General features: G+C 72.6%; 11 protein-coding genes. 7 read left to right on the top strand and 4 right to left on the bottom strand.

Annotation, left to right across the window (positions count from 1 at the left end; genetic code table 11):
- Window positions 1-76 precede the first annotated feature (76 nt).
- From NYO98_RS19135 to NYO98_RS19150, 4 genes are all read left to right on the top strand, one after another.
- Complete coding sequence (locus tag NYO98_RS19135; RefSeq protein WP_268113397.1) at window positions 77-4,474, top strand: prealbumin-like fold domain-containing protein; 4,398 nt, start codon at window positions 77-79, stop codon at window positions 4,472-4,474.
- 290 nt (window positions 4,475-4,764) lie between these two features.
- Window positions 4,765-5,922, top strand: coding sequence for a pyruvate dehydrogenase (acetyl-transferring) E1 component subunit alpha (pdhA, locus tag NYO98_RS19140; protein WP_268113398.1), 1,158 nt, complete (start codon window positions 4,765-4,767; stop codon window positions 5,920-5,922).
- Entirely contained in the window at window positions 5,922-6,905 is a 984-nt protein-coding gene (locus NYO98_RS19145; RefSeq protein ID WP_268113399.1) for an alpha-ketoacid dehydrogenase subunit beta, read from the top strand. Before pdhA ends, NYO98_RS19145 begins: the two co-directional genes overlap by 1 nt.
- Before the next feature lie 66 nt (window positions 6,906-6,971).
- Window positions 6,972-8,528, top strand: coding sequence for a dihydrolipoamide acetyltransferase family protein (locus NYO98_RS19150; protein WP_268113400.1), 1,557 nt, complete (start codon window positions 6,972-6,974; stop codon window positions 8,526-8,528).
- Between the two features lie 117 nt (window positions 8,529-8,645).
- On the opposite strand, the gene NYO98_RS19155 is transcribed toward NYO98_RS19150, so the two are convergent.
- Window positions 8,646-9,596 (bottom strand): NAD-dependent epimerase/dehydratase family protein, encoded by a 951-nt coding sequence (locus NYO98_RS19155; RefSeq protein WP_268113402.1) that lies wholly within the window; start codon window positions 9,594-9,596, stop codon window positions 8,646-8,648.
- Window positions 9,597-9,733: 137 nt separating this feature from the next.
- On the opposite strand from NYO98_RS19155, the gene NYO98_RS19160 reads away from it, so the two are divergent.
- Complete coding sequence (locus NYO98_RS19160) at window positions 9,734-11,200, top strand: hypothetical protein (protein WP_268113403.1); 1,467 nt, start codon at window positions 9,734-9,736, stop codon at window positions 11,198-11,200.
- Window positions 11,193-12,230 (top strand): hypothetical protein, encoded by a 1,038-nt coding sequence (locus NYO98_RS19165; RefSeq protein WP_268113404.1) that lies wholly within the window; start codon window positions 11,193-11,195, stop codon window positions 12,228-12,230. Before NYO98_RS19160 ends, NYO98_RS19165 begins: the two co-directional genes overlap by 8 nt.
- A 61-nt stretch (window positions 12,231-12,291) precedes the next feature.
- On the opposite strand, the gene NYO98_RS19170 is transcribed toward NYO98_RS19165, so the two are convergent.
- Entirely contained in the window at window positions 12,292-13,767 is a 1,476-nt protein-coding gene (locus NYO98_RS19170; protein WP_268113405.1) for a carboxyl transferase domain-containing protein, read from the bottom strand.
- Window positions 13,768-13,947: 180 nt separating this feature from the next.
- On the opposite strand from NYO98_RS19170, the gene NYO98_RS19175 reads away from it, so the two are divergent.
- Window positions 13,948-20,028 (top strand): carboxypeptidase regulatory-like domain-containing protein, encoded by a 6,081-nt coding sequence (locus NYO98_RS19175; RefSeq protein WP_268113406.1) that lies wholly within the window; start codon window positions 13,948-13,950, stop codon window positions 20,026-20,028.
- A gap of 12 nt (window positions 20,029-20,040) precedes the next feature.
- On the opposite strand, the gene NYO98_RS19180 is transcribed toward NYO98_RS19175, so the two are convergent.
- Complete coding sequence (locus tag NYO98_RS19180) at window positions 20,041-21,594, bottom strand: M1 family metallopeptidase (protein WP_268113407.1); 1,554 nt, start codon at window positions 21,592-21,594, stop codon at window positions 20,041-20,043.
- A complete protein-coding gene (locus tag NYO98_RS19185) occupies window positions 21,591-22,169 on the bottom strand; it encodes an RNA polymerase sigma factor (RefSeq protein WP_268113408.1) in 579 nt (192 codons plus the stop codon). Before NYO98_RS19185 ends, NYO98_RS19180 begins: the two co-directional genes overlap by 4 nt.
- Window positions 22,170-22,185: the final 16 nt, after the last annotated feature.

A 22,185-nucleotide genomic window follows, 5' to 3' on the forward strand; every position in this document is an offset into this window, starting at 1 on the left:
CACCACGGTCGGCAGCGCTGGGGGGCGTCGGTCACCGAAGAGCTTCAGTGGGGACTACTCGCGCCAGGGGGCGGCAATGCAACGCGCACGAACGACGAACACACACCGGGGACGGCGGGCCAGGGGGGCCCACGCCGCCGAGCGACAGGGCAGCCTCGGACGACTGCGGAGGCTGGTCGCCCTCCTCCTCCTCGTCCCGACCGTCGCGGTGCAGGCCGCGACCACGACGTCCGCGGGGGCGGGTGTCACCGCCGGCTTCGAGGTCGACGGCAACACCTCCGTGGACGGCGGCGGGATCGACTGGACGAGCCCGGGCATCCCGGCGCCGACGCAGGACCCCGTGAAGACGGCCGACGACAGCAACTTCACCGGTGGCTCGAAGGAGTTCCAGAACCCGAGCGACTGGAAGGAGGGCACCGGCACGTCGACCAACCAGGGCGACATCTCCGACGTCTACTCGCACTTCGTCACCGGGTCCTCGACGTGGGCGTTCCTCGGCTTCAGGCGCATCGCGGAGAGCGGCACGATGACGTTCATGGTGGAGTTCAACCAGAAGGCCAACCTCCCCAAGGAGGTCGGCGACTCGGTGCAGTTCCGCCCCGACCGCAGCGTCAACGACCTCCTCCTGCGGTTCGAGCAGGACGGCAACGGCGCCTTCGCGCTCACCGACGCCTACAAGTGGACCCAGTCGGCGAGCGGCACCTTCGCCACGGGCTGCTTCCCCGTCCCCGGCTACGCGACGCCGTCGGCGTACTGCCCGACCGCGACCACCGGTGCCGGCTTCGACGGCGCGACCGGCGAGGGCAAGCTCTTCGCCGAGGGCGCGGTCAACCTCAGCTCCTTCGACAACGTCGCCGACTGCCGCGGCGCCTACGGCGTGATGAACGTCCGCTCGTTCGCGGGTGACTCCGAGAGCTCGTCGCTGCTCGACTTCGTCGGCGGCATCGGCATCTCCGTGCCGCCCACCTGCGGCAAGCTCGTCATCGAGAAGCGCGACCAGTTCCAGCGTCTCGTCCCCGGCGCGACCTTCCGCATCACTCCCAACGCGATCCCCGGCTCCACGGGTGGAGCGGCCGCCGAGCTCGTCGTCAAGGACGGCGCGGCCCCCGGGATCGACACCGTCGCCGACGGCATCGTGACCATCGACCCGGCCAAGCCCGGCACCTACACGGTCGAGGAGATCGCCACCCCGGCCGGCTACGCGCCCGACACGACCGTCCACACCGGGGTGGTCGTCGGGAGCTCCGGGACGAGCGTCGCCACCGTGGAGTTCACCAACAAGCTGTTCTTCAAGCCCCTCGCCGTGGCCAACCAGGCGTCCGGGTCCTACGGCGTCGCCTACGACTGGCGCGTCCACAAGACCGTCGTCGGCGACGCGTCGAAGACGATCGAGGAGGGCACGACCACCACCTTCGGCTACCAGGTCGAGCTCGAGGCCCTGCCCGAGGGACCGCCCACGGGCAAGGAGGTCCACGGCAAGGTCACCGTCACCAACCCGAACCCGGCAGCCACGCACCCGAGCATGCGCGCCACGATCGGCATCGCGGGCGACCTCGCGTGCCACTTCCTGCCGAGCAACGCCGCCGTCGACGTCGACCCGGGCACCACGGGGGTCCAGGTCGACGTCGCCGCCGGCACCACGTCCTACGACTACGCGTGCGACCCGGGCGCGGGCGCGCTCGTCGGCGGTACGACGACCGCGACCGTCAGCTGGGACCAGGGGACCTACCCGCAGAAGGACGCGCACCCGGGCACCGCGCAGGCCCAGGCGGCGTACGCCATCACGGTGCAGCCCAGGATCGACGAGCACGCCACGGTGACCGACTCGTTCGGCGGCGGCGCCCCGGTGCAGATCGGCCTGCCGGCGTACGCGTGGACCGACGTCTGGAACGCGCCGGACCACCGCGTCGTCGTGGCCACCTACTCCAGCCCCGCCGTGGGCGGGACCCCGGGCGCCTGCCGCGACTACGACAACGTGGCGCGGGTCGACGAGAGCGACACCGACGACTTCGACACCTCCGGACAGACGGTGGAGGTGTGCGTCGACCTCGACGACCTCGTCGTCACGAAGACCGCGAAGCCGGCCTTCGCTCGGGACTACGACTGGACGATCGAGAAGTCGGTGAAGGGCGCCTCGTCGCAGACGGTCGAGGAGGGCACGCCGGCGTCGTTCGACTACGTCGTGGTGGTGACGCCGTCGGTCAGTGGTGACGGGCAGTTCGTGGTGACGGGCAAGATCTCGGTCACGAACCCCAACCAGACGACGATCTCCGGGGTGCAGCTGGCCGACTCGCTGCCGGGTGGGACCTGCACGATCGACAAGCCGGCGGGTGCGGTGTCGGTGCCGAAGGGCACGTCGACGTACGACTACTCGTGCGTCCTGCCGAACGCTACCGCGGCCACGACGGGCACCAACACCGCGACCGTGTCGTGGGACAAGGCCGCCTACTACGGCACCAGCGGCACGGCCTCGGGCACGGCCGGCTTCGACTTCGCGGACGCGAAGCCGACGGTGACCGACGCGACCGCGACGGTCACCGACACGCAGGTCGACCTCGACGGCACCGCGCCGGACGGCGTGGTGGTCAAGGCGGTCGACGGGCCGCGGACGTTCACCTACACGAAGTCCTTCGACGGGGTGCCGGGGAAGTGCACGACGTACGACAACACCGCGAAGGTGGTGGCGACGGACTCGAAGGACTCCGACACCGACACCGAGACGGTGGAGGTGTGCGTCGACCTCGACGACCTGGTGGTCACGAAGACGGCGAAGCCGGCCTTCGCTCGGGACTACGACTGGACGATCGAGAAGTCGGTGAAGGGCGCCTCGTCGCAGACGGTCGAGGAGGGCACGCCGGCGTCGTTCGACTACGACGTGGTGGTGACGCCGTCGGTCAGTGGTGACGGGCAGTTCGTGGTGACGGGCAAGATCTCGGTCACGAACCCCAACCAGACGACGATCTCCGGGGTGCAGCTGGCCGACTCGCTGCCGGGTGGGACCTGCACGATCGACAAGCCGGCGGGTGCGGTGTCGGTGCCGAAGGGCACGTCGACGTACGACTACTCGTGCGTCCTGCCGAACGCGACGGCCGCCACGACGGGCACGAACACCGCGACCGTGTCGTGGGACAAGGCCGCCTACTACGGCACGAGCGGCACGGCCTCGGGCACGGCCGGGTTCGACTTCGCCGACGCGAAGCCGACGGTGACCGACGCGACCGCGACGGTGACCGACACGCAGGTCGACCTCGACGGCACCGCGCCGGACGGCGTGGTGGTCAAGGCGGTCGACGGTCCGAGGACGTTCACCTACACCAAGGCCTTCGACGGGGTGCCGGGCGAGTGCACGACGTACGACAACACCGCGAAGGTCGTCGCCACGGACTCGAAGGACGCCGACTCCGACACCGAGACGGTGGAGGTGTGCGTGGAGAAGCCGCTGGAGCTCGCGCCCACGGGCAGGGCCGACCTCGCGGTCGACCACGCCTGGTCGATCAGCAAGGTCGCCGACGCCACCCAGCGCACGGCCGACGCCAACGGCAACGCGACGTTCACCTACACGGTGACGGCCCGGGCCGGCGCGAGGACCGAGTCCGGGTGGCGGCTGCAGGGCGAGGTGGCGATCACCAACCCCAACCAGTACGCCGCGGGTGACGTCGTCGCCGACGTCACGGCCTCGACCGACCTCGGTGGCGGTGCGGTCTGCACCGTGACCGGCGGCTCGGACGTCGCCGTCGCCGAGGACAGCACGACCACCCTGCCGGTGGCCTGCACCTTCGCCTCGCGGCCGGCGGCCTCGGGCACGCTCAGCGTGACCGCGACGTGGGACCCGCCGGGTCCGGCGACCTCGACGTCGGTCACCGCGACGACGCAGCCGATCACCTTCGGTGTCCGGTCGGAGACCAACAAGACGGTCCAGGTCGTCGACGACAAGACGGTCACCGGCCAGCGCGTCGTCCTCGACCCGGCGCTGACCTGGGAGGCCGGACTGGTGAGGAGCTACACGTACGCGCTCACCCTGGCCGGTGGCGCCCCGGGCGCCTGCCGCAGCTGGACCAACACCGCGACGGTCGACCAGCCCGTCGGGACGGACCCGACGGCGAGCGCTGCCGTGCTGGTCTGCACCCCGGCGACCCCGCCCCCGCCGGTCGTGGTCCCGCCGCCCGAGGTGCTGCCGGAGCAGGCGTTCGGCAAGGCCGTGGGCTCGGTCAAGGCGAGCTGCCAGGGCACGGTGCGCGCCCGGCTGGCCAACCGCAGCGGTGAGAAGGTCGTCTACACGCTCCGCGTGGGCACGAAGGTCCACCGGATCTCGGTCAAGTCCCAGACGTCGAGGAAGTTCGTGACCCACGGACGTCCCCGCGCGAGGGTCACGTTGAAGGTCGGCTCCACCCGGCTCGACAAGCTCCGCATCCCGGCGTTGTGCGCGGCCCCCGAGGTCCTGCCCGACACCGGCCTGCGGGCCACGAGCGGGTGAAGCCCGCCTTCATCACGGGGTAGCAGCTGCTGCCCGCGCCTCCAGCCCCCATGGAGGCGGGCCGGCGTCGACAGGTCGCCCACGAGCCTGTCGGCGCCGGCCCATCTGCGTGCTCCGGGGCGCCGTACGGGCGGAGCCGGAGGACCCCACCCAGATTGGTGCTGTCAGGCTCCGGCCGATACCTTGAGCCTCATCCTGTGGTCGGGGTCACACACGCCGACGACCACGTGTGCAAGCCTCGGCGTCCGGCGATCCCGTGACTGCCGCTGCCTGATTGTGAGGAGAGTGCGTTGTCCGATCCTGTGAGTTTCGGCCCCGACCTGGCGGACGTCTTCGGACCGTCCCAGTCCGACGGTGGACCCGACCTCGTCCAGCTGCTCACGCCCGAGGGCGAGCGCGTGCACCACCCCGAGTTCGACCACGACTTCTCGGCCGAGGAGCTGCGCGGGCTCTACCGCGACATGGTCCTCACCCGGCGCATCGACGTCGAGGCCACGGCGCTCCAGCGCCACGGCGAGCTCGGCATCTGGGCCCAGCTGCTCGGCCAGGAGGCCGCGCAGATCGGCGCCGGCCGCGCCCTGCGTCCCCAGGACTACGTCTTCCCGACCTACCGCGAGCACGGGGTCGCCTACTGCAAGGGCGTCGACCCGCTGCGGCTGCTCGGCCTGTTCCGCGGCGTCGACCAGGGCGGCTGGGACCCCAACGAGAACAACTTCGGCCTCTACACGATCGTCATCGGGGCGCAGACCCTCCACGCCACCGGCTACGCCATGGGCATGCAGCGTGACGGCGTCGTCGGGACCGGCGACCCGGAGCGCGACGCGGCCGTGATCGCCCACTTCGGCGACGGCGCGTCCTCGCAGGGCGACGTCAACGAGGCGTTCATCTTCGCCGCCTCCTACAACGCCCCCGTCGTGTTCTTCTGCCAGAACAACCAGTGGGCCATCTCCGAGCCGATCGAGCGCCAGACCCGCATCCCGCTCTACCAGCGCGCGCTGGGCTTCGGCTTCCCGGGCATCCGCGTCGACGGCAACGACGTGCTGGCGACGTACGCCGTCACCAAGGCTGCGCTGCAGCGGGCGCGCGAGGGCAACGGTCCGTCGTTCGTCGAGGCCTACACCTACCGGATGGGCGCGCACACCACGACCGACGACCCGACCCGCTACCGCCTCAACGACGAGCTCGAGCACTGGAAGCTCAAGGACCCGATCGAGCGGCTCAAGGTCTACCTGCGCCGCAACGGCCTCGTCGACCAGGAGTTCTTCGACGACCTCGACGCCGAGGCCAAGGAGCTGGGCCACCACCTCCGCGAGGGCTGCAAGGCGCTGCCCGACCCCAAGCCGCTCGACCAGTTCGGCTACGTCTTCAGCGAGATGACCGACGAGATCGCCGCCCAGCGCGACGAGTTCGCCGCCTACCTCGCTTCGTTCGAGGGGAGCCACTCCTGATGAGCACGCAGAAGATCACCCTCGCCAAGGGCCTCAACATGGGCCTGCGCAAGGCGATGGAGGACGACGACAAGGTCCTGCTCATGGGCGAGGACGTCGGCAAGCTCGGCGGCGTCTTCCGCATCACCGACGGCCTGCAGAAGGACTTCGGCGAGGACCGCGTCATCGACAGCCCGCTCGCGGAGTCCGGCATCGTCGGCACCGCGGTCGGCATGGCGCTGCGCGGCTACCGCCCCGTCGTGGAGATCCAGTTCGACGGCTTCGTCTACCCCGCCTACGACCAGATCGTGTGCCAGGTCGCGAAGTACACCTACCGCTCGCAGGGCAAGGTGAAGATGCCGATCGTCATCCGCATCCCCTTCGGCGGTGGCATCGGCGCGGTCGAGCACCACTCCGAGAGCCCGGAGGCGCAGTTCGCGCACACGCCGGGCCTCAAGGTGGTGGCCTGCTCCAACCCGGTCGACGGCTACTGGATGATCCAGCAGGCGATCGCCCACGACGACCCGGTCATCTTCCTCGAGCCCAAGCGGCAGTACCACGCCGACAAGGCCGAGCTCGACGAGACGGCCACGCCCGAGCCGCTCTTCACCTCGCGCGTGGTGCGCGCCGGCAGCGACGCCACCGTGCTGGCCTACGGCCCGACCGTGAAGACCGCGCTCAAGTGCGCCGAGGCCGCCGAGTCCGAGGGCCGCAGCCTCGAGGTCATCGACCTGCGCACCCTCTCGCCGCTCGACATGGCCCCGGTCTACGAGTCCGTACGCCGCACCGGCCGCTGCGTCGTGACCCACGAGGCCCACGTCAACCTCGGCATGGGTGCCGAGCTCGCCGCCCGGGTCACCGAGGAGTGCTTCTACTCCCTCGAGGCCCCGGTCCTGCGCGTCGGCGCGTTCGACACGCCCTACCCGCCCTCGCGGATCGAGGAGGAGTACCTCCCCGACCTCGACCGGGTCCTGGACGCCGTCGACCGCACCTTCGCCTACTGACACACCGCCGTCGGTCGAGGACGTCGCGCAGCGACCGTCACGAGACCCGGCTCCGAAAGGATCCTGATGTCTGAGTTCCTTCTTCCCGACGTCGGCGAGGGCCTGACCGAGGCCGAGATCGTCGCCTGGAAGGTCAAGGTCGGCGACACGATCGAGATCAACGACGTGATCGTCGAGATCGAGACCGCCAAGTCGCTCGTCGAGCTGCCGTCACCCTTCGAGGGCACCGTCCTCGCGCTGCTCGTCCCCGAGGGCGAGACCGTCCCCGTCGGCACCCCGATCATCTCGATCGGCGCTCCCGGTGAGGAGCCGTCGGCTCCGACCGCGCCGACCGAGCAGACCGAGTCCGACCCCTACCTCGGCATGGCCGAGAAGGCCGGTGCCGCCGAGGCGGCCGCCCAGGTCGACCCGGCCGAGATCGACCTGTCCAACCCGGCCGCGTCCGGATCGATGGAGGGCGCGTCCCTCGTCGGCCGGATCAAGGCCGAGCGTGGGCCGATGCGCCGCGCCCGCCGCGGCTCTGCCTCGCCGAGCACGGTCGCCGGTGCGCAGACCCAGATGCAGGTGCAGGGGGCCTTCGCCCCCGGCGGCGCCCAGTCCGACGAGGTCATGCCCGCCGACGAGCCCCCCGTGCCGGCCACCGACCAGCGGGCGGCGCAGCCCGCGCCGGCTGAGGCGCTCGTCCCGGCCGCGGCGCAGGAGCCCGGTGTCGTACGCGCCCTGGCGAAGCCGCCGGTGCGCAAGCTCGCCAAGGACCTCGGCGTCGACCTGACGACCCTCACCGGCTCCGGCCCGTCGGGCTCGATCACGCGGGACGACGTCCAGTCCGCGGCCAACGGCTCGGCGTCCGGCTCGGCGGCCGCCGCTGCGTCATCCGTTCCCGCACCCACTGGTGCGCCTTCGTATGACGCACCGCGCGAGCGCGAGACCCGCGAGCCGATCAAGGGCGTGCGCAAGATGATGGCGACGGCGATGAGCCAGTCGGCGTTCACCAGCCCGCACGTCACCGAGTGGATCACCGTCGACGTCACCGCAGCGATGCAGCTCGTCGCGCGGCTGAAGAAGCGCCCCGAGTTCCGCGACACCCGGGTCAGCCCGCTGCTCGTCCTCGCCCGCGCCGTCATCCTGGCGATGAAGCGCACCCCGGAGATCAACTCCTACTGGGACGAGCAGGCGCAGGAGGTCGTCTACAAGCACTACGTCAACCTCGGCATCGCGGCCGCCACGCCGCGCGGCCTGGTGGTGCCCAACGTCAAGGACGCCGACTCGCTCTCGATGACCGAGCTCGCGCAGGCGCTCGGCGAGCTCACCGCCACCGCGCGCGACGGCAAGACGCAGCCGGCGGAGATGGCGGGCGGCACCTTCACGATCACCAACGTCGGCGTCTTCGGCGTCGACGCCGGCACGCCGATCATCAACCCGGGCGAGTCCGCGATCCTCTGCTTCGGCGCGATCAACAAGCGTCCGTGGGTCGACGAGGAGACCGGCGAGATCGTCGTCCGCGACGTCACCACGCTGGCGCTGTCGTTCGACCACCGCCACATCGATGGCGAGAAGGGCTCGCGCTTCCTCGCCGACGTGGCCGGGATGCTGCAGGACCCGGGCACGGCCCTGCTCTTCTGACCGACCGGGCACTTCCTCGCGGTAGACAACGCCGACCGGGCACTTCCTCGCGGTACAGCGCGAGGAAGTGCCCGGTCGGCGCGTGTCAGCGCGAGGAAGTGCCCGGTCGGCGCGTGGTCAGCGGGCGTGCCAGGCCGCCAGCACCTCGGCCTCACGCTCGGGCGTGAGCGCGGTGACGGGGGAGTCGAGGCACCCCGGGGCGGTCTCCGCCACGGGCCGGAGCCGCAGCCCGGCCGAGACGGCCGGACCGGGGTCGTGCGCGAGCATGCCGTCGTACTCCGGTCGCGGCAGCCACAGGGGCAGCGAGTCCTCGCCGGCCCAGGGCGCCACCCCCTGGCCCTCCAGGAAGGCGCTGTCGACCCAGGTCAGCCGCGGGTCCGCATCGCCGACACCGGCCGCCACCTGCGCCAGCAGGTCGCCGAGCGCCATGGGCTCGCCCACGGCGTCGTACGTCCCCGTCGTCCGCGACTCGGCCAGCACGAGCAGCCACGCGGCGAGGTCGCGCACGTCGATGACCTGCACGACGTCCTCGGGGCGTCCGGGCGCGAGCACCTCGCCGCCCCGGGCCAGGCGCTGCGGCCAGTAGGCGAAGCGGCCGGTGGGATCACCGGGGCCCACGATGAGGCCGGGACGCGCGACCACCGACGAGGACGCCCCCGACCGCACGGCCTGCTCGCAGGCCACCTTCATCCCGCCGTACGCCTCGGGGTCCACCGCCAGGTCCACGTCGTCCGTGATCGGCTCGAGCAGCGGCTCCATCGCGGGCGAGGAGTTGTCGGCGTAGACGCTGACGGTGGACACGAAGACCCAGTGGGCGTACGACGTCGCGGCGACCGCGCTGCGGGCCTGGGACGGCAGTCGCGTCACGTCGACCACGGCGTCCCACCCGCCGTCGGCCACCGCGGCCGGCGGCGCATCGGCGCGGTCCCACGGCAGGTGGGTGGCGCCCTCCGGCACGGGTCCGGACGCGCCGCGGCAGGCGCAGGTGACGTCCCAGCCGCGTGCCACCGCCTGCGTCGCGACCTCGCGGGACAGGAACCGGGTGCCGCCGAGCACGAGGAGCTTCATGCGTGCACTCCACCGCCTCGGTGCAGCGTGCGACAAGGGCGGTTCGCTGTGGGCGCAAACGGGGGCCTCCCTTTGTCACCACGAGGTGCGGGCTGAGACACTGGCCCCTCCGTAAGGGTGAGAAGAGGAGTGTGCGGATGGCTCAGGACGCCGCCACGGCTGCTTCCGGCGAGCCCCCCACCACTGCTGCCCTCCTGGCACGCGCGCAGCAGGTGGCCGACCAGCTGGTGCGGGAGGCGCGGGAGGAGGCCGAGCGCCTCACGGGCGACCTCGCCACCCTGCGCGAGCAGGCCCGCCTGCTCAAGGTCGAGGCCGAGCGCGACCGTGCGGAGGCCGGCCGGGCCCGCAAGCAGGCCGAGGAGGTGCTCGCCGGCGCGTCCCAGGAGGCCGCCACCATCGTCGTGGACGCCAACGAGCAGTCCGCGCTCCTGATGAGGTCCGCCGAGGGTGCCCGCGACCAGCAGGTCGAGGCCGCCAGGACCGAGAGCGCCAAGCTCCGCGCGCAGGCCAGGGACGACGCGGCCGCGCTGCGGGCCGAGGCGCAGGAGCTGCGCGACACCGCGGCCGGCGAGAAGGCCGAGCTGCTGGAAGCCGCGCGGGCGGAGGCCGAGGCCACGCTCGCCGGTGCGCAGGAAGCGGCCGCCCGTCTCGTCGAGGAGGCGCGCACCACCGGCCAGCAGCACCTCGACTCCGCCACCGCTGAGGCCGAGTCGCTGCGTGCCAGTGCGTCCACGGAGTCCGCCCGGATGCGCGACGAGGCCGCGCTGCACGTCGAGGAGCTGCGCCGTACGACGGGCGCGGAGGTCGACCAGATGCGGCGGGCAGCGGAGGAGGTGCTGGCTGCCGCGCGTGCCGAGAGCGAGGAGAAGCTGCGCCACGCCGCGGAGCAGACCGCTTGGGCCACGCAGACCGTGGAGTCGGTGCTCGCCGGTGCGGCCACCGAGGCCGACTCGATCCGGAAGGCCGCCCACGCCGAGGCCGGCGACCACGCGCGGCTCGCCCGGCAGCGCGCCCACGGCGTCATCGCCGCGGTCAACGGCCGGATGGCGCTCGAGCTCGCGGAGGCCAAGCAACGGGCTGACGAGATCACCCAGGACGCCAGCACGATGGCGGCCGAACGCAAGGCCGAGGCCCGGGCCGCGCTCGAGCGGGCCGAGGCCGAGGCCGCCCGCATCGTCGCCGACGCCACCGACGAGTCCGAGCGGGCGGTCGAGCGCCTCGAGCGCCGCCGGGCCGAGGCCGAGACCGGTGCCGCCAGCCTCCGTGCGCTCGTCGCCGAGGAGGTCACCCGCAGCAGGGCCGATGCGGCCGAGGATCGCCGGCGTGCGCGCGAGGAGTCCGTCGCGCTCGTCGCCGAGGGCCGCGCCGAGGCCGACCAGCTGCGGGAGAGCGCCCGCCGCGCGCTCGAGCGCGCCCGGGCCGAGATCGCCCAGCTCAAGGAGCAGCGCGACACCATCGCGGCCGAGCTCGGCCAGCTGTCCGGCGTCATCGCGGCACTCTCCGTGCCCGAGCGCGGGCAGGCCGACCCCGCGGGCACCGATGCCCCGCACGACCCCACGCCACCCCACTCAACCCCGCCCAGCCAGGAGACCCCCGATGCCTGAAGAGATGTTCACGACCGTTCGCCGCGGCTACGACCCCGCCGAGGTCGAGCGCGCCGTGGGCCAGGCGCAGGCGGAGGTCGCCGACCTCCGCAGCCGGCTCGAGGCGGCCGAGGCGGCTGCCGAGAAGGCACGCAACGAGGCCGCGGCGTCCCGCGAGGCGCTCGTCGCCCGGGAGTCGCAGCAGCCGGAGGCGCCGACGTACGCACACCTCGGTGAGCGCGTCGGGCAGATCCTCGCCCTCGCCGAGGCCGAGGCCGCCGAGATCCGCGACCGGGTCCTCGGGGAGGTCGAGACGATGCGCAAGGAGGCCGAGCAGGAGGTCGGTGCGCTCCGGGCCGACGCCGACCGCTACGCCGAGGACACCCGCCGCGACGCCGACGCCGAGGGCGCCCGCGTGCTCGCCGACGCCCGCAAGGCCGCCGACGGGGAGCGTGACGCAGCCGAGCGCGACGCGTCCGCGCGCCGTGCCGAGGCCGAGGCCCTCTACGAGGACCAGCGCGCCAAGGCCGCGCAGGCCGCCGCCGACTTCGAGACCACGCTGGCCGAGCGCCGCCAGAAGGCCACGGCCGAGTTCCAGGCCCAGCAGGCCGCCATCCAGGCCGAGCTCGACGCGATGGCCGCGCGCAACAAGGACACCGAGGCCACCCTCGAGCGCAACCGCGTCGAGGCCGAGGAGCGCATCGCCCGGATGCTGGCCGACGCCGAGGAGCGCTCGACGACGATGGTCTCGGAGGCCCGGGCCTCCGCCGACCGCGTGCGCGCCGAGTCCGAGCGCGAGCTCGCCGCCGCGGCCCAGCGCCGCGACAGCATCAACGCCCAGCTGTCCAACGTCCGGCAGATGCTCGCGACGCTCACCGGCACCGTGCCGGGCGTGGCCCTGCCCGACGCGCCGGACGCCTCGGCCACCTCCCCGCACGGCGACCCCGTCGCGGACGCCGCGCGCGCGGAGTCGCACACGCCGGCCGAGGCCTCGGAGGAGCAGCAGGACGACGCGCCGGACGACACGCCGGAGGACGCCGAGGAGCGGTGAGCCAGCCACGTTCCGCACGCGCGGAAGGTGGCTCACACACCGCCCAGCGGACGACGACGCCTCAGGCGTAGCGCCGCGCCCGGTCCTCGGCCGAGCCGGGGCCGGAGGCCAGGAGCGCGGTGAGCTCGTGCTCGAGCACCGCGCCGACGCGCCGGCAGAAGTCCTCGGGCTCGTCCGCCGCGTCGGGGTGCTCGGTGACGATCCGGTCGACCACGCCCAGGCGGTGGAGGTCGATGGCCCGCACCTGCTGGGCCCGCGCCATCTCGGCGGCGTGGTCGAGGTCGCGGTGCACGATCGCGGAGGCGCCCTCGGGCGGCAGCGGTGACAGCCACGCGTGCTGCGCCGCCACGACCCGGTCGGCGGGCAGAAGCGCGAGTGCCCCGCCGCCGTTGCCCTCGCCGAGCATCAGGCACAGCGTGGGTGCGTCGAGCGTGACGAGGTCGGCCAGGGAGCGCGCGATCTCCCCGGCGAGCCCGCCGTTCTCGGCGTCGGCGGACAGGGCCGCGCCCTGGGTGTCGATGACGGTCACGAGCGGCAGCCCGAGCTCGGAGGCCAGCCGCATCCCGCGCCTCGCCTCGCGGAGCGCCTCCGGCCCCATCGGGTGGTCGGTCGTCTGGCCGCGGCGGTCCTGGCCGAGGAAGACGCACGGCGCCTCGCCGAAGCGCGCGAGCGCGATCAGCAGCCCCGGGTCGCGCTCGCCCTGCCCGGTCCCGTTGAGGGGTACGACGTCGCTGGCGGCGTAGCGCAGCAGCCGTCGTACGCCCGGCCGGTCCGGGCGCCGCGACCGGGTCACGCAGTCCCACGTGTCGACGTCCGGCACGTCCTCCTGTCCCGGGTCGGCGACCGGGGCCACCCCCTCGCGGGCGGCCATGAGGATGCTGAGCGCGCGGTCGAGGATCTCCTTGATCTCCTCGGGCGGCAGGACGGCGTCGATGATGCCGCGGGCGTAGAGGTTCTCCGAGGTCTGCACGCCCTCGGGGAAGGGACGCTCGTAGAGCGCCTCGTAGACCCGAGGGCCGAGGAAGCCGACGAGCGCGCCCGGCTCGGCGACGGTGACGTGGCCGAGCGAGCCCCACGACGCCATCACGCCGCCGGTGGTGGGGTGGCGGAGGTAGACGAGGTAGGGCAGGCCGGCGGTGCGGTGGGCGGCGACGGCGGCCGAGATCCGCACCATCTGCACGAACGCCGGCGTGCCTTCCTGCATGCGGGTGCCGCCGCTCACGGGTGCGGCGACGAGCGGCAGGCCCTCGCGGGTCGCGCGCTCGATGCCCGCAACGATCCGGTCGGCCGCAGCCCGCCCGATCGACCCGGCCAGGAAGCCGAACTCGCCCACCAGCACGGCGATGCGTCGCCCGTGCATCTGCGCCTCGCCGGTCAGGACCGACTCGTCGACGCCGGACTTCTCGGCCGCGGCGGCCAGCTCGGCGGCGTACTCCTCGCTGACGCCGTCACGCGACGGCGGGGTGTCCCAGGAGGACCACGAGCCCTCGTCGAGGACGAGGTCGATGAGGTCGTGGGCACTCAACCGTTCGCTCATTGAGCGAGGTTAGGCCATGCGTTGCGACGGTCGGGTCGCGCGCAGGTCACCGGCAGGGGTAGGAAGCGGGTACACCACGGTGGGTAATTCCCCATCAAGGGATTCCTGACGGCGCCTGCGCTGGTCCACGGTTCAATCCGCTGTCCACCAGGCTCGGGCCACGCCTGTTCGGAGATCGCTGTGGTCGCTCGAGAGTCACACCGTGCAGGAGGCCTCGTCGGCCTCGTCCTCCTCGTCCTGGCGGTCGTGGTGTCGCCGCTCTCCGCGGCCCATGCGGCGCCCGGGGATGCGGGGACCATCACCGGCACCGTCTTCGACCCCGACTTCGTCGAGGCCTCCGGTGCGACGGTCACGCTCTACAACGCGTCGAAGGTCGCGGTGGGCAGCCCGCAGGTCACCGGTGCCGACGGGACCTACGAGTTCGACGGCCTCGACGGCACGTACTACGTGGGCGCCACCAAGGCCGGCGTGGGCACGGTGTTCTACGACGGCGCGACCAGCCTCTCCGCCGCCGACGCGATCGTGGTCGACCCGGACTTCGGGGAGTTCGCCGACCTCCAGCTGGTGGCGCCACCCGTCATCGCCGGCACGGTGAGCGGCCCGGGAGGACCGCTCGAGGGCGCCGACGTCACCGCCTACGAGTACGACGCGGAGGACGACTTCTGGTTCTCGACGGCCTTCGCCAGCACGGACGCGACCGGTCACTACACGTTCGCCGGTCTCGCGCCGAAGGCCTACCGCCTGCGCTTCAGCGCGGTCGGCCACACGGCGGAGTTCTGGAACAACAAGACCTCGGTCTCGACCGCGGACGACGTCACCGTGGTCGCCGGGGCCGTCCAGCAGGTCGACGCCACGCTCGCCGCGCTGACACCCGTCTCAGGCCGCGTGACGGGCACCGGCGGCGCCAACCTCGCCAACGCCAGCGTGACCGCCGAGCAGCAGGTCACCCAGTTCGGTGACACCTTCTGGGACGAGGTCGACTTCGCCTCCACCGCAGCGGACGGCACGTACACGCTCCGCGTGCCGGCCGGCCTGACCCGCATTCGCTTCGCGGCGACGGGCTACCTCACCGAGTACTACAACGACGCCCTCGACGCCGACAACGCGCAGCAGCTCCAGGTCGCGCAGTCCGCGGTCACGAACATCAACGCCGCGCTCACCACGGGCGGCAAGATCTCCGGACTCGTCCGCAACGCCGGCAGCACCGGGATCCCCAGCGTGTCGGTGACGGCGTACCGCCTCGTGGGTGGCACCTGGCAGATGTCCGGGAGCGGCTTCTCCGACAGCTCCGGCGCGTACGCCGTCGACGGGCTGCGCACCGGCACCTACCGGCTGCAGTTCTCGACCTCCGGCAACGGTGGCTACCTCCCCGAGTACTACCAGGACAAGGACACCCTCGAGACCGCCACCGACATCGCCGTCACCCAGGGCGCGACGGCCACGGCCAACGCGACCCTCGACCTCGGCGGCAAGATCTCCGGCAACGTCACGGGGCCCTCGGGCGCCGTCGTCGGCGCGAGCGTCGTCCTCTACACGCCGAGCCGCTTCTCGTCCTCGGGCTGGGGCTGGAACGACTCGACGAGCACCACGGCCGGTGGCGCCTACGCCTTCGACGGCCTGGCCCCCGGCCCGTACCGGGTGTGCGTGGACTCGGCTGCGGGTCTCGCACCGGAGTGCTGGAACGACAAGCCCGAGGTGTTCCTGGCCGACACGATCACGGCGGCGAAGAACAGCACCACGACCGCGAGCTTCGCGCTGGCGGCGGCACGCAAGATCACCGGCACGGTGAGCTCGCGCGCCGGTGCCGTCCTCGCCAGTCCGTCGGTGTCGGTCTACCGCAAGCTCACCGGTCCGGACGGTGCCTTCTGGTCGTTCTCCAGCTCCGCGACACCTGGGGCGGGCGGTGCGTACTCGGTGGACGTGGCACCCGGCACCTACCGGGTGTCCGCCACCGCCAACGAGCACCGGTCCGGCTGGTTCACGGATCCGGCGAACCCGACCCGGCCGGCCAGGATCGTCGTCGCTGCCGGTGCCGACCAGACCGGCAAGGACATCGCCCTGGACCGGTACGGCCGGGTGAGCGGCACCGTGAGCGGACCTTCGGGAGCCATCACCGGGGCCACCGTCCGGCTCTACCGCTGGTCCAACCCGAGCTTCGTCCCAGTCGGCTCGGTGCTGACGACCGCCGGCGGTGCGTACACGCTCACCGGCCTCAACCCCGGCAACTATCGCGCCGGCTTCACGGCCACCGGGACGACGCCGGAGTTCAACCTCGACAAGGCCGACGTCGAGCTCGCCGACGACGTCGCGGTGGCGCTGAACGGCACCGCCACCGTCAACGCCACCCTCGCCTCCAACCAGCGCACGATGTCCGGCACCGTCACCGCCGCGGCCGGCGGTGCGGCGCTCGGTGGCGTCGACGTCGAGGTGGAGCGCCGGGTGCAGACGCAGGACGACGTCAGGTGGCGCTCCGTGGCCGACCTGACCACGCCGGCCGACGGGACGTGGAGCGCCAGCGTGCCCGACGGCACCTACCGGGTCCGCTTCTCACGGAGCGGCTACCTCGGCCAGTGGTACTCGGGCGCCACGACCGAGGCTGCGGCCACGCCTGTGGTCGTGAACGGCAGCAACCGCACGGGCCTGAACGCCGCGCTGGTGCGGGCCGGCACGATCAGCGGCACGGTCAGCGGGCCGTCGGGACCCCTCGACGACGCCTACGTCACCGTCTACCGCGAGGTCGCCCCCGGCGACTTCGAGGACGTGGACTACGCCTCCTCGAGCCCGACCGGCGCGTGGTCCGTCGACTCCCTGCTGCCCGGCACCTACGTCGTCGAGATCGGCGCCGACCGGTTCGTGACGGAGTACTGGAACGACAAGCCCTCCCTCGCGACCGCGGACCGCATCGTCGTCGGGACCGGCAGCACGGTGACCGCCGACGCCACCCTGGCCGCGGCCCGGACGATCTCCGGCGCGGTCACCGGACCTACCGGCTCGCCCCTGTCCGGCGCCGACGTCACCGTCGAGGCCAGGTACGACGACGGCGAAGGCGGCTTCTACTGGGACTACTACACCGACGCGACCACCACCGCCACGGGCACGTGGACGGCCTACGTCCGTCCCGGCACCTACCGGATCGAGTTCCAGCACAGCGGGTACCTCGCGGAGTGGTGGAACGACGCCGCCACCGCCGGCGCCGCCCAGGCCGTGGTGGTCTCCGCCTCCGACGTGGGATCGATCAACGCCCAGCTGGCTGCCGCCGCGGTCCTCAGGGGACGGGTGTCCGGACCGGACGGACCTGTCTCGGCACAGGTGCGTGTCTACCCGGCGGCTGCCACCGACCTCGCGTCGGCGCAGGTCCTGGCCAGCGACTTCACCGGCTCCGACGGTGACTACGTCATCGACACCCTGCCCGCGGGCAGCTACAAGGTCCGCTTCGAGTCGTACCGACTGATCCCGGAGTTCCACCTCGACAAGCCCGACCTGGCGTCCGCCACCCCGGTCACGCTGTCGAACGCCGCGCCCCTGACGGTGGACGCGACCCTGGCGAGGGGCCGGGCGATCACGGGCACGGTCACCGGCGTGGGTGGAGCCATCGACACCGCGAGCGTGTCCTTCTACCAGCTGCAGCTGGGCGGTGGCTACGCCTTCGTCGACTCCGACAGCACCGACGCCGACGGGGTCTACCGAGCCCACCTGCCCTCCGGCACCTACAAGGTGAGCATCTCGGCGTACGACAACCGCGTCTCGGAGTGGTGGAACAACGCGGCCACGCAGGCAGCAGCCGGCACGGTCGTCCTCGGCACCGCCACCGACGTGACGGGGATAGACGCCGTCCTCGACGACGGCGCCACCGTCACGGGCACGGTGACCTTCCCGCAGCGGCTCTCCGGCTGGGACAGCCGGGTCGTCGTCCGCGACGCCACGACCGGCGCGTTCGCGGGCAGCGCCGCGGTGAACGCCCACACCAACGCCTACTCGGTCAGCAACCTGGTCCCCGGCACCTACCGTGCCGAGTTCGCCCGCGACCCGGGCTACGACGTCGCGGAGGCGCAGTTCTACAACGGCAAGGCGGAGCACCTTGGCGTGGGCACCTCGCAGACGTTCACCCTCGCGGCCGCCGCCACCCAGCCGGGCGTCAGCGCCGTCCTGGTCGAGGGCGGGCGGTTCACCGGCCGGGTGCGGGACACGTCGTTGAACCCCGTCGCCGGCTGCGTCGTGACGGCCTACAGCAGCGACGGGTCCCGGGTCACGCGCGACTCGCGCCCCTCCGGCGCCGATGGCACCTTCGTCGTCCCCGGCCTCACCACGGGCAGCTACCTGCTCCGGGTCGTCGGGGGCGGCTGCGGCGACACCACGTCGTGGTACGACGGCGCAGGCACGCTCTCGCCGTCGGCGGGGAGCGCCGTCGGGGTGTCGGCGACCCGCGCGACGAGCACGGCCGTGCCCAACGACCTCGTCGTCGGCCCGCCCGACGCGCCGCCGATGGTCAACAACACGCTGCCGACGATCAGCGACGCCACCCCCGACGTGGGCCAGACGCTCACCGCCACCGCCGGCACCTGGACGCCGTCCGACGGCAGCTACGCCTACCAGTGGCTCGCCGGTGGCAGCCCCGTCCCTGGCGCGACGACGAGCAGCTACACCGTGGTCGCAGGCGACGTCGGGAAGACGATCGCGGTGCGGGTGACCGCGTCCAGGGCCGGCTTCACCAGCGCGAGCGCCACGTCGGCGGCCACCGCGGCAGTGCCTGTGCCGCCCACCATGACGAGCACGGCACCGCCGACCATCAGTGACACCACGCCCGCAGTGGCGCAGTCGCTCACCGCGACCCCGGGCACGTGGAACCCCTCCGACGGCAGCTACGCCTACCAGTGGCTCGCCGACGGCACGCCCATCGCGGGCGCCACCACGGCGGCGTACACGGTCGCTGCCGGAGACCTCGGCAAGGTGCTGGCGGTGCGGGTGACGGCCTCGAAGGCCGGCTTCGTGACCGCGAGCGCCACCTCGGCCGCCACGTCGGCCGTCGGACCGCAACCACAGGTGACCAACACCGCGCTGCCGACGATCAGCAACCCGACCCCCGAGGTCGGCCAGGTGCTCACGGCCACCGACGGCACCTGGACCCCCGACGGCCTCACCTTCGCCTACCAGTGGCGCTCGGACGGGACCGACATCGCGGGGGCCACCTCGAAGACCTACCAGGTCCCGGCGGGGCAGCTCGGCAAGAAGCTGTCCGTCCGGGTCACCGGGTCGAAGGCCGAGCACCTGCCCGGCTCCGCGACCTCGGCCGAGACCGCTGCGGTGGTGGAGACCACGACGATCTACAACACCGTCGCCCCATCCATCAGCGACCCCACGCCGACGGTGGGCGAGCCACTGACGGCCACGTCCGGCGCCTGGACGCCGGCCGACGCCACGTTCACCTACCAGTGGCTGGCCGACGGCACCGCGATCGCGGGTGCGACGACCAGCGGCTACACGCCGGCGGCCGGTGACGTGGGGAAGAAGCTCTCGGTGCGGGTCACGGCGTCGAAGTCCGGGTGGACGAGTGCCAGTGTGACCTCGGCGCAGACGTCTGCGGTGGTGCTGCCGTCGATCTTCAACACCGCCCTGCCGGCCATCAGCGACACCACACCCGACGTGGGCCAGGCGCTGACCGCGACCAGTGGCACGTGGAACCCCTCGGACGCCACGTTCGCGTTCCAGTGGCTGGCCGACGGCACCGCGATCGCGGGGGCGACGTCCAGTGGCTACACGCCGGTGGCCGGCGACGTGGGCAAGAAGCTGTCGGTGCGGGTCATGGCCTCGAAGTCCGGGTGGACGAGTGCCGCTGCGACCTCGGCACAGACGTCCGCCGTGGCTGCTGTGGTCCCGACGCCGACGCCGACGCCGACGCCGACGCCTACCCCGACGCCCACCCCGACGCCGACGCCGACGCCGACCCCCACCCCGACGCCGACGCCGGTCCCGCCGCCCCCGCCGGCACCTGCGCCTGCGGTGATCACGTGCCCGACGCCCAAGGCGAGCGGCACCTTCAAGGTCGGCAAGAAGCTCAAGGCCGTCATCGGCACCGTCTCGCCGGCAGGCGTCACGGTGACGTACCAGTGGCTGCGCAACGGCAAGAAGATCAAGGCCGCGACCAAGGCGACGTACAAGCTCACGGCGGCCGACAAGGGCAGGAAGGTCAGCGTGAAGGTGACCTACGCGAAGGCGGGGCTGGCGACGGTGGTCAAGACCTCGGCGGGGAAGAAGGTGACCTGACCCGCGGAGGCCTCAGCCCTGCGGCACCCCGGGCGCGGGCGTGCGTCGGCCCATGATCCACCGGTCGAAGAACGCCGAGAGCTCGCGCCCGGTCTCCGCCTCCCAGTGGTCGTAGATCTGCTCGCGGGAGACCGAGGTGTTGTCGTTGTCGGCCAGCCAGGAGCGGGCGAGGGCGTAGAACTCGTCGTCGCCGAGGTCCTCGCGCAGCTCGTTCCACATGAGCGCCGGCGTGTAGTAGATGTTCGAGCTGCCGAACTGGCGCGGGTCGTAGGCGCCGGGCGGCCCGTACGCGTCGCGGAGCTGCTGGTCGACGGCGCGGGCGCTGCGCAGGCTCTGGCGGAGCGGCCGGATGTCGTGCTCGTCCTCGTAGACCCACTGCAGCAGCATCGTCATGCCCTCGTTGAGCCACACGTCGCGCCAGTCGGACGGCGAGACCTGGTCGCCGTACCACTGGTGCACGAGCTCGTGGGCGACCACCTGCGGCGAGAAGACGTAGTCGTTGGTGCCGAGCGTGACCATCGCCTGGGTCTCCATCGCGCTCTGCGAGTCGGTGACGACCAGGCCCAGGGAGTCGAACGGGTAGTCGCCGAGCCGTGCCTCGATCCAGTCCACGCTGGCGGCGGCGGTCCGGATCGAGTCGAGCGGTCGCCTGAGATCGCGCGGCGTCCAGTAGTCCACCCGCAGGCCGCTGTCGGAGGTGTTGCTGCTGTGCTCGTAGCGGCCGATCGCGAGCGTGACGAGGTACGACGACGCCGGCTCGTCGAGCTGCCAGGAGGTCGTCGTGCCCCGCGCGTCGCTCGTGAGCTCCGTGAGCTCGCCGTTGGAGATGCCGGTCCACCGCCGCGGGGCGTGGACGGTGATGTCGTAGAGCGCCTTGTCGGACGGCTGGTCGTTGACGGGGTACCAGGTGTAGGCGCCGTAGGGCTCCTGCATCGTCCACACCTCCCCGTCCGGGGTCACGGTGAAGCCGGTCGTGCTGAAGTCGGCGCGCGTGGTCGGGGCCGGAGCGGGCTCGGGCGTGCCGACGTAGTCGAGGCTGAGCTCGTAGCGCTGGTCCTCCTCGATCGGTGCCCTCAGCACGAGGTCCTTGCCGACCCTGGCGAAGCGGATCGGCTCGCCGTCGAGCGCGACCCTGCCGACGGTGAGGGGCGCCCCGAGGTCGAGCTGGAAGCGCCGCGCGGTGCGGGCCGCACGGAAGGTGACGACCGCCTCGCCCCGCAGCCGCTCGGCGTCGGGGTCCCAGGTGAGGTCGAGTCCGTAGTGGAGCGCGTCCACCCGGGGGTCGCCGACCGCGGGGTAGACGCTGTCCTCCCGCGGGGTCGACACGGCGAGATCGAGGTCGGGCTCGACCGGCTCGCCCACCACCGGACCGGACGGGTCGTCGGGGCCTCCTGCGGCGGGTGACTCGCTGCCGGGAGCCGGGCTCTCCGGTGCCGTCCCGTCCGACGACGCGGCCGCGGACGGCGTGTCCGCGGGCTCGTCGGGAGCAGCCCCGTCCGAGCACCCGGCCAGGACGGAGAGCGACAGGACCGTCGCCACCGCGCCGCGCAGGCGGCGGGGCGTCACGGCTCACCGCGCAGCAGCGGCCGGGCGAGCTTGCGGCCGTGGTGGATCTGGGCCTTGACGGTGCCGAGCGGTGCGTCGACCAGCACGGCGATCTCGTCGTAGGGCAGGCCGTAGACGTCGCGCAGCAGCAGCGGCTCGACGTACTGCGGGTGGTCCTTCTCGATGGTGTCCATCGCCTCGAGCAGGTCGAGCCGCGTGCCGGCGATGACGCTGGTGGTGCGCGGGTCGGGACGGTCGTGCGTGCCGTCCTCGAAGTCGGTCGGGGTGGCGAGGTTCTTCAGCCGGCGGTACGTCGTGCGGGCGCTGTTGACCGACACGATGTGCAGCCAGGTGGTGAACCGGCCGCGGCCGCCCCACGAGGCGATCTTGGTGGCGACGTTGAGCAGCGCCTCCTGGCAGGCGTCCTCGGCGTCCCCGGAGTACGGGAGCACCCCGCGGCAGATGTTGAGCACCCGCGGCCGCACCGCGGCGAGCAGCAGCTCGAGCGCGTCACGGTCGCCGTCCTGGGCGCGTCGCGCGAGGTCGTCGATGTCGTCCGGCGCCAACGCGTCGCCCGGGTCCCCCGAATAGTCCACGCCTGCACGATAATGC

The sequence above is a fragment of the Nocardioides pini genome (assembly GCF_026712185.1).
GTDB lineage: Bacteria > Actinomycetota > Actinomycetes > Propionibacteriales > Nocardioidaceae > Nocardioides > Nocardioides pini.

Excerpts from the sequence above, each read along its gene's own strand:
- NYO98_RS19145 (WP_268113399.1), top strand. The coding sequence starts at position 5,922 with ATGAGCACGCAGAAGATCACCCTCGCCAAGGGCCTCAACATGGGCCTG.
- NYO98_RS19170 (WP_268113405.1), bottom strand. The coding sequence starts at position 13,767 with ATGAGCGAACGGTTGAGTGCCCACGACCTCATCGACCTCGTCCTCGAC.
- NYO98_RS19150 (WP_268113400.1), top strand. The coding sequence starts at position 6,972 with ATGTCTGAGTTCCTTCTTCCCGACGTCGGCGAGGGCCTGACCGAGGCC.
- NYO98_RS19160 (WP_268113403.1), top strand. The coding sequence starts at position 9,734 with ATGGCTCAGGACGCCGCCACGGCTGCTTCCGGCGAGCCCCCCACCACT.
- NYO98_RS19165 (WP_268113404.1), top strand. The coding sequence starts at position 11,193 with ATGCCTGAAGAGATGTTCACGACCGTTCGCCGCGGCTACGACCCCGCC.
- NYO98_RS19135 (WP_268113397.1), top strand. The coding sequence starts at position 77 with ATGCAACGCGCACGAACGACGAACACACACCGGGGACGGCGGGCCAGG.
- NYO98_RS19155 (WP_268113402.1), bottom strand. The coding sequence starts at position 9,596 with ATGAAGCTCCTCGTGCTCGGCGGCACCCGGTTCCTGTCCCGCGAGGTC.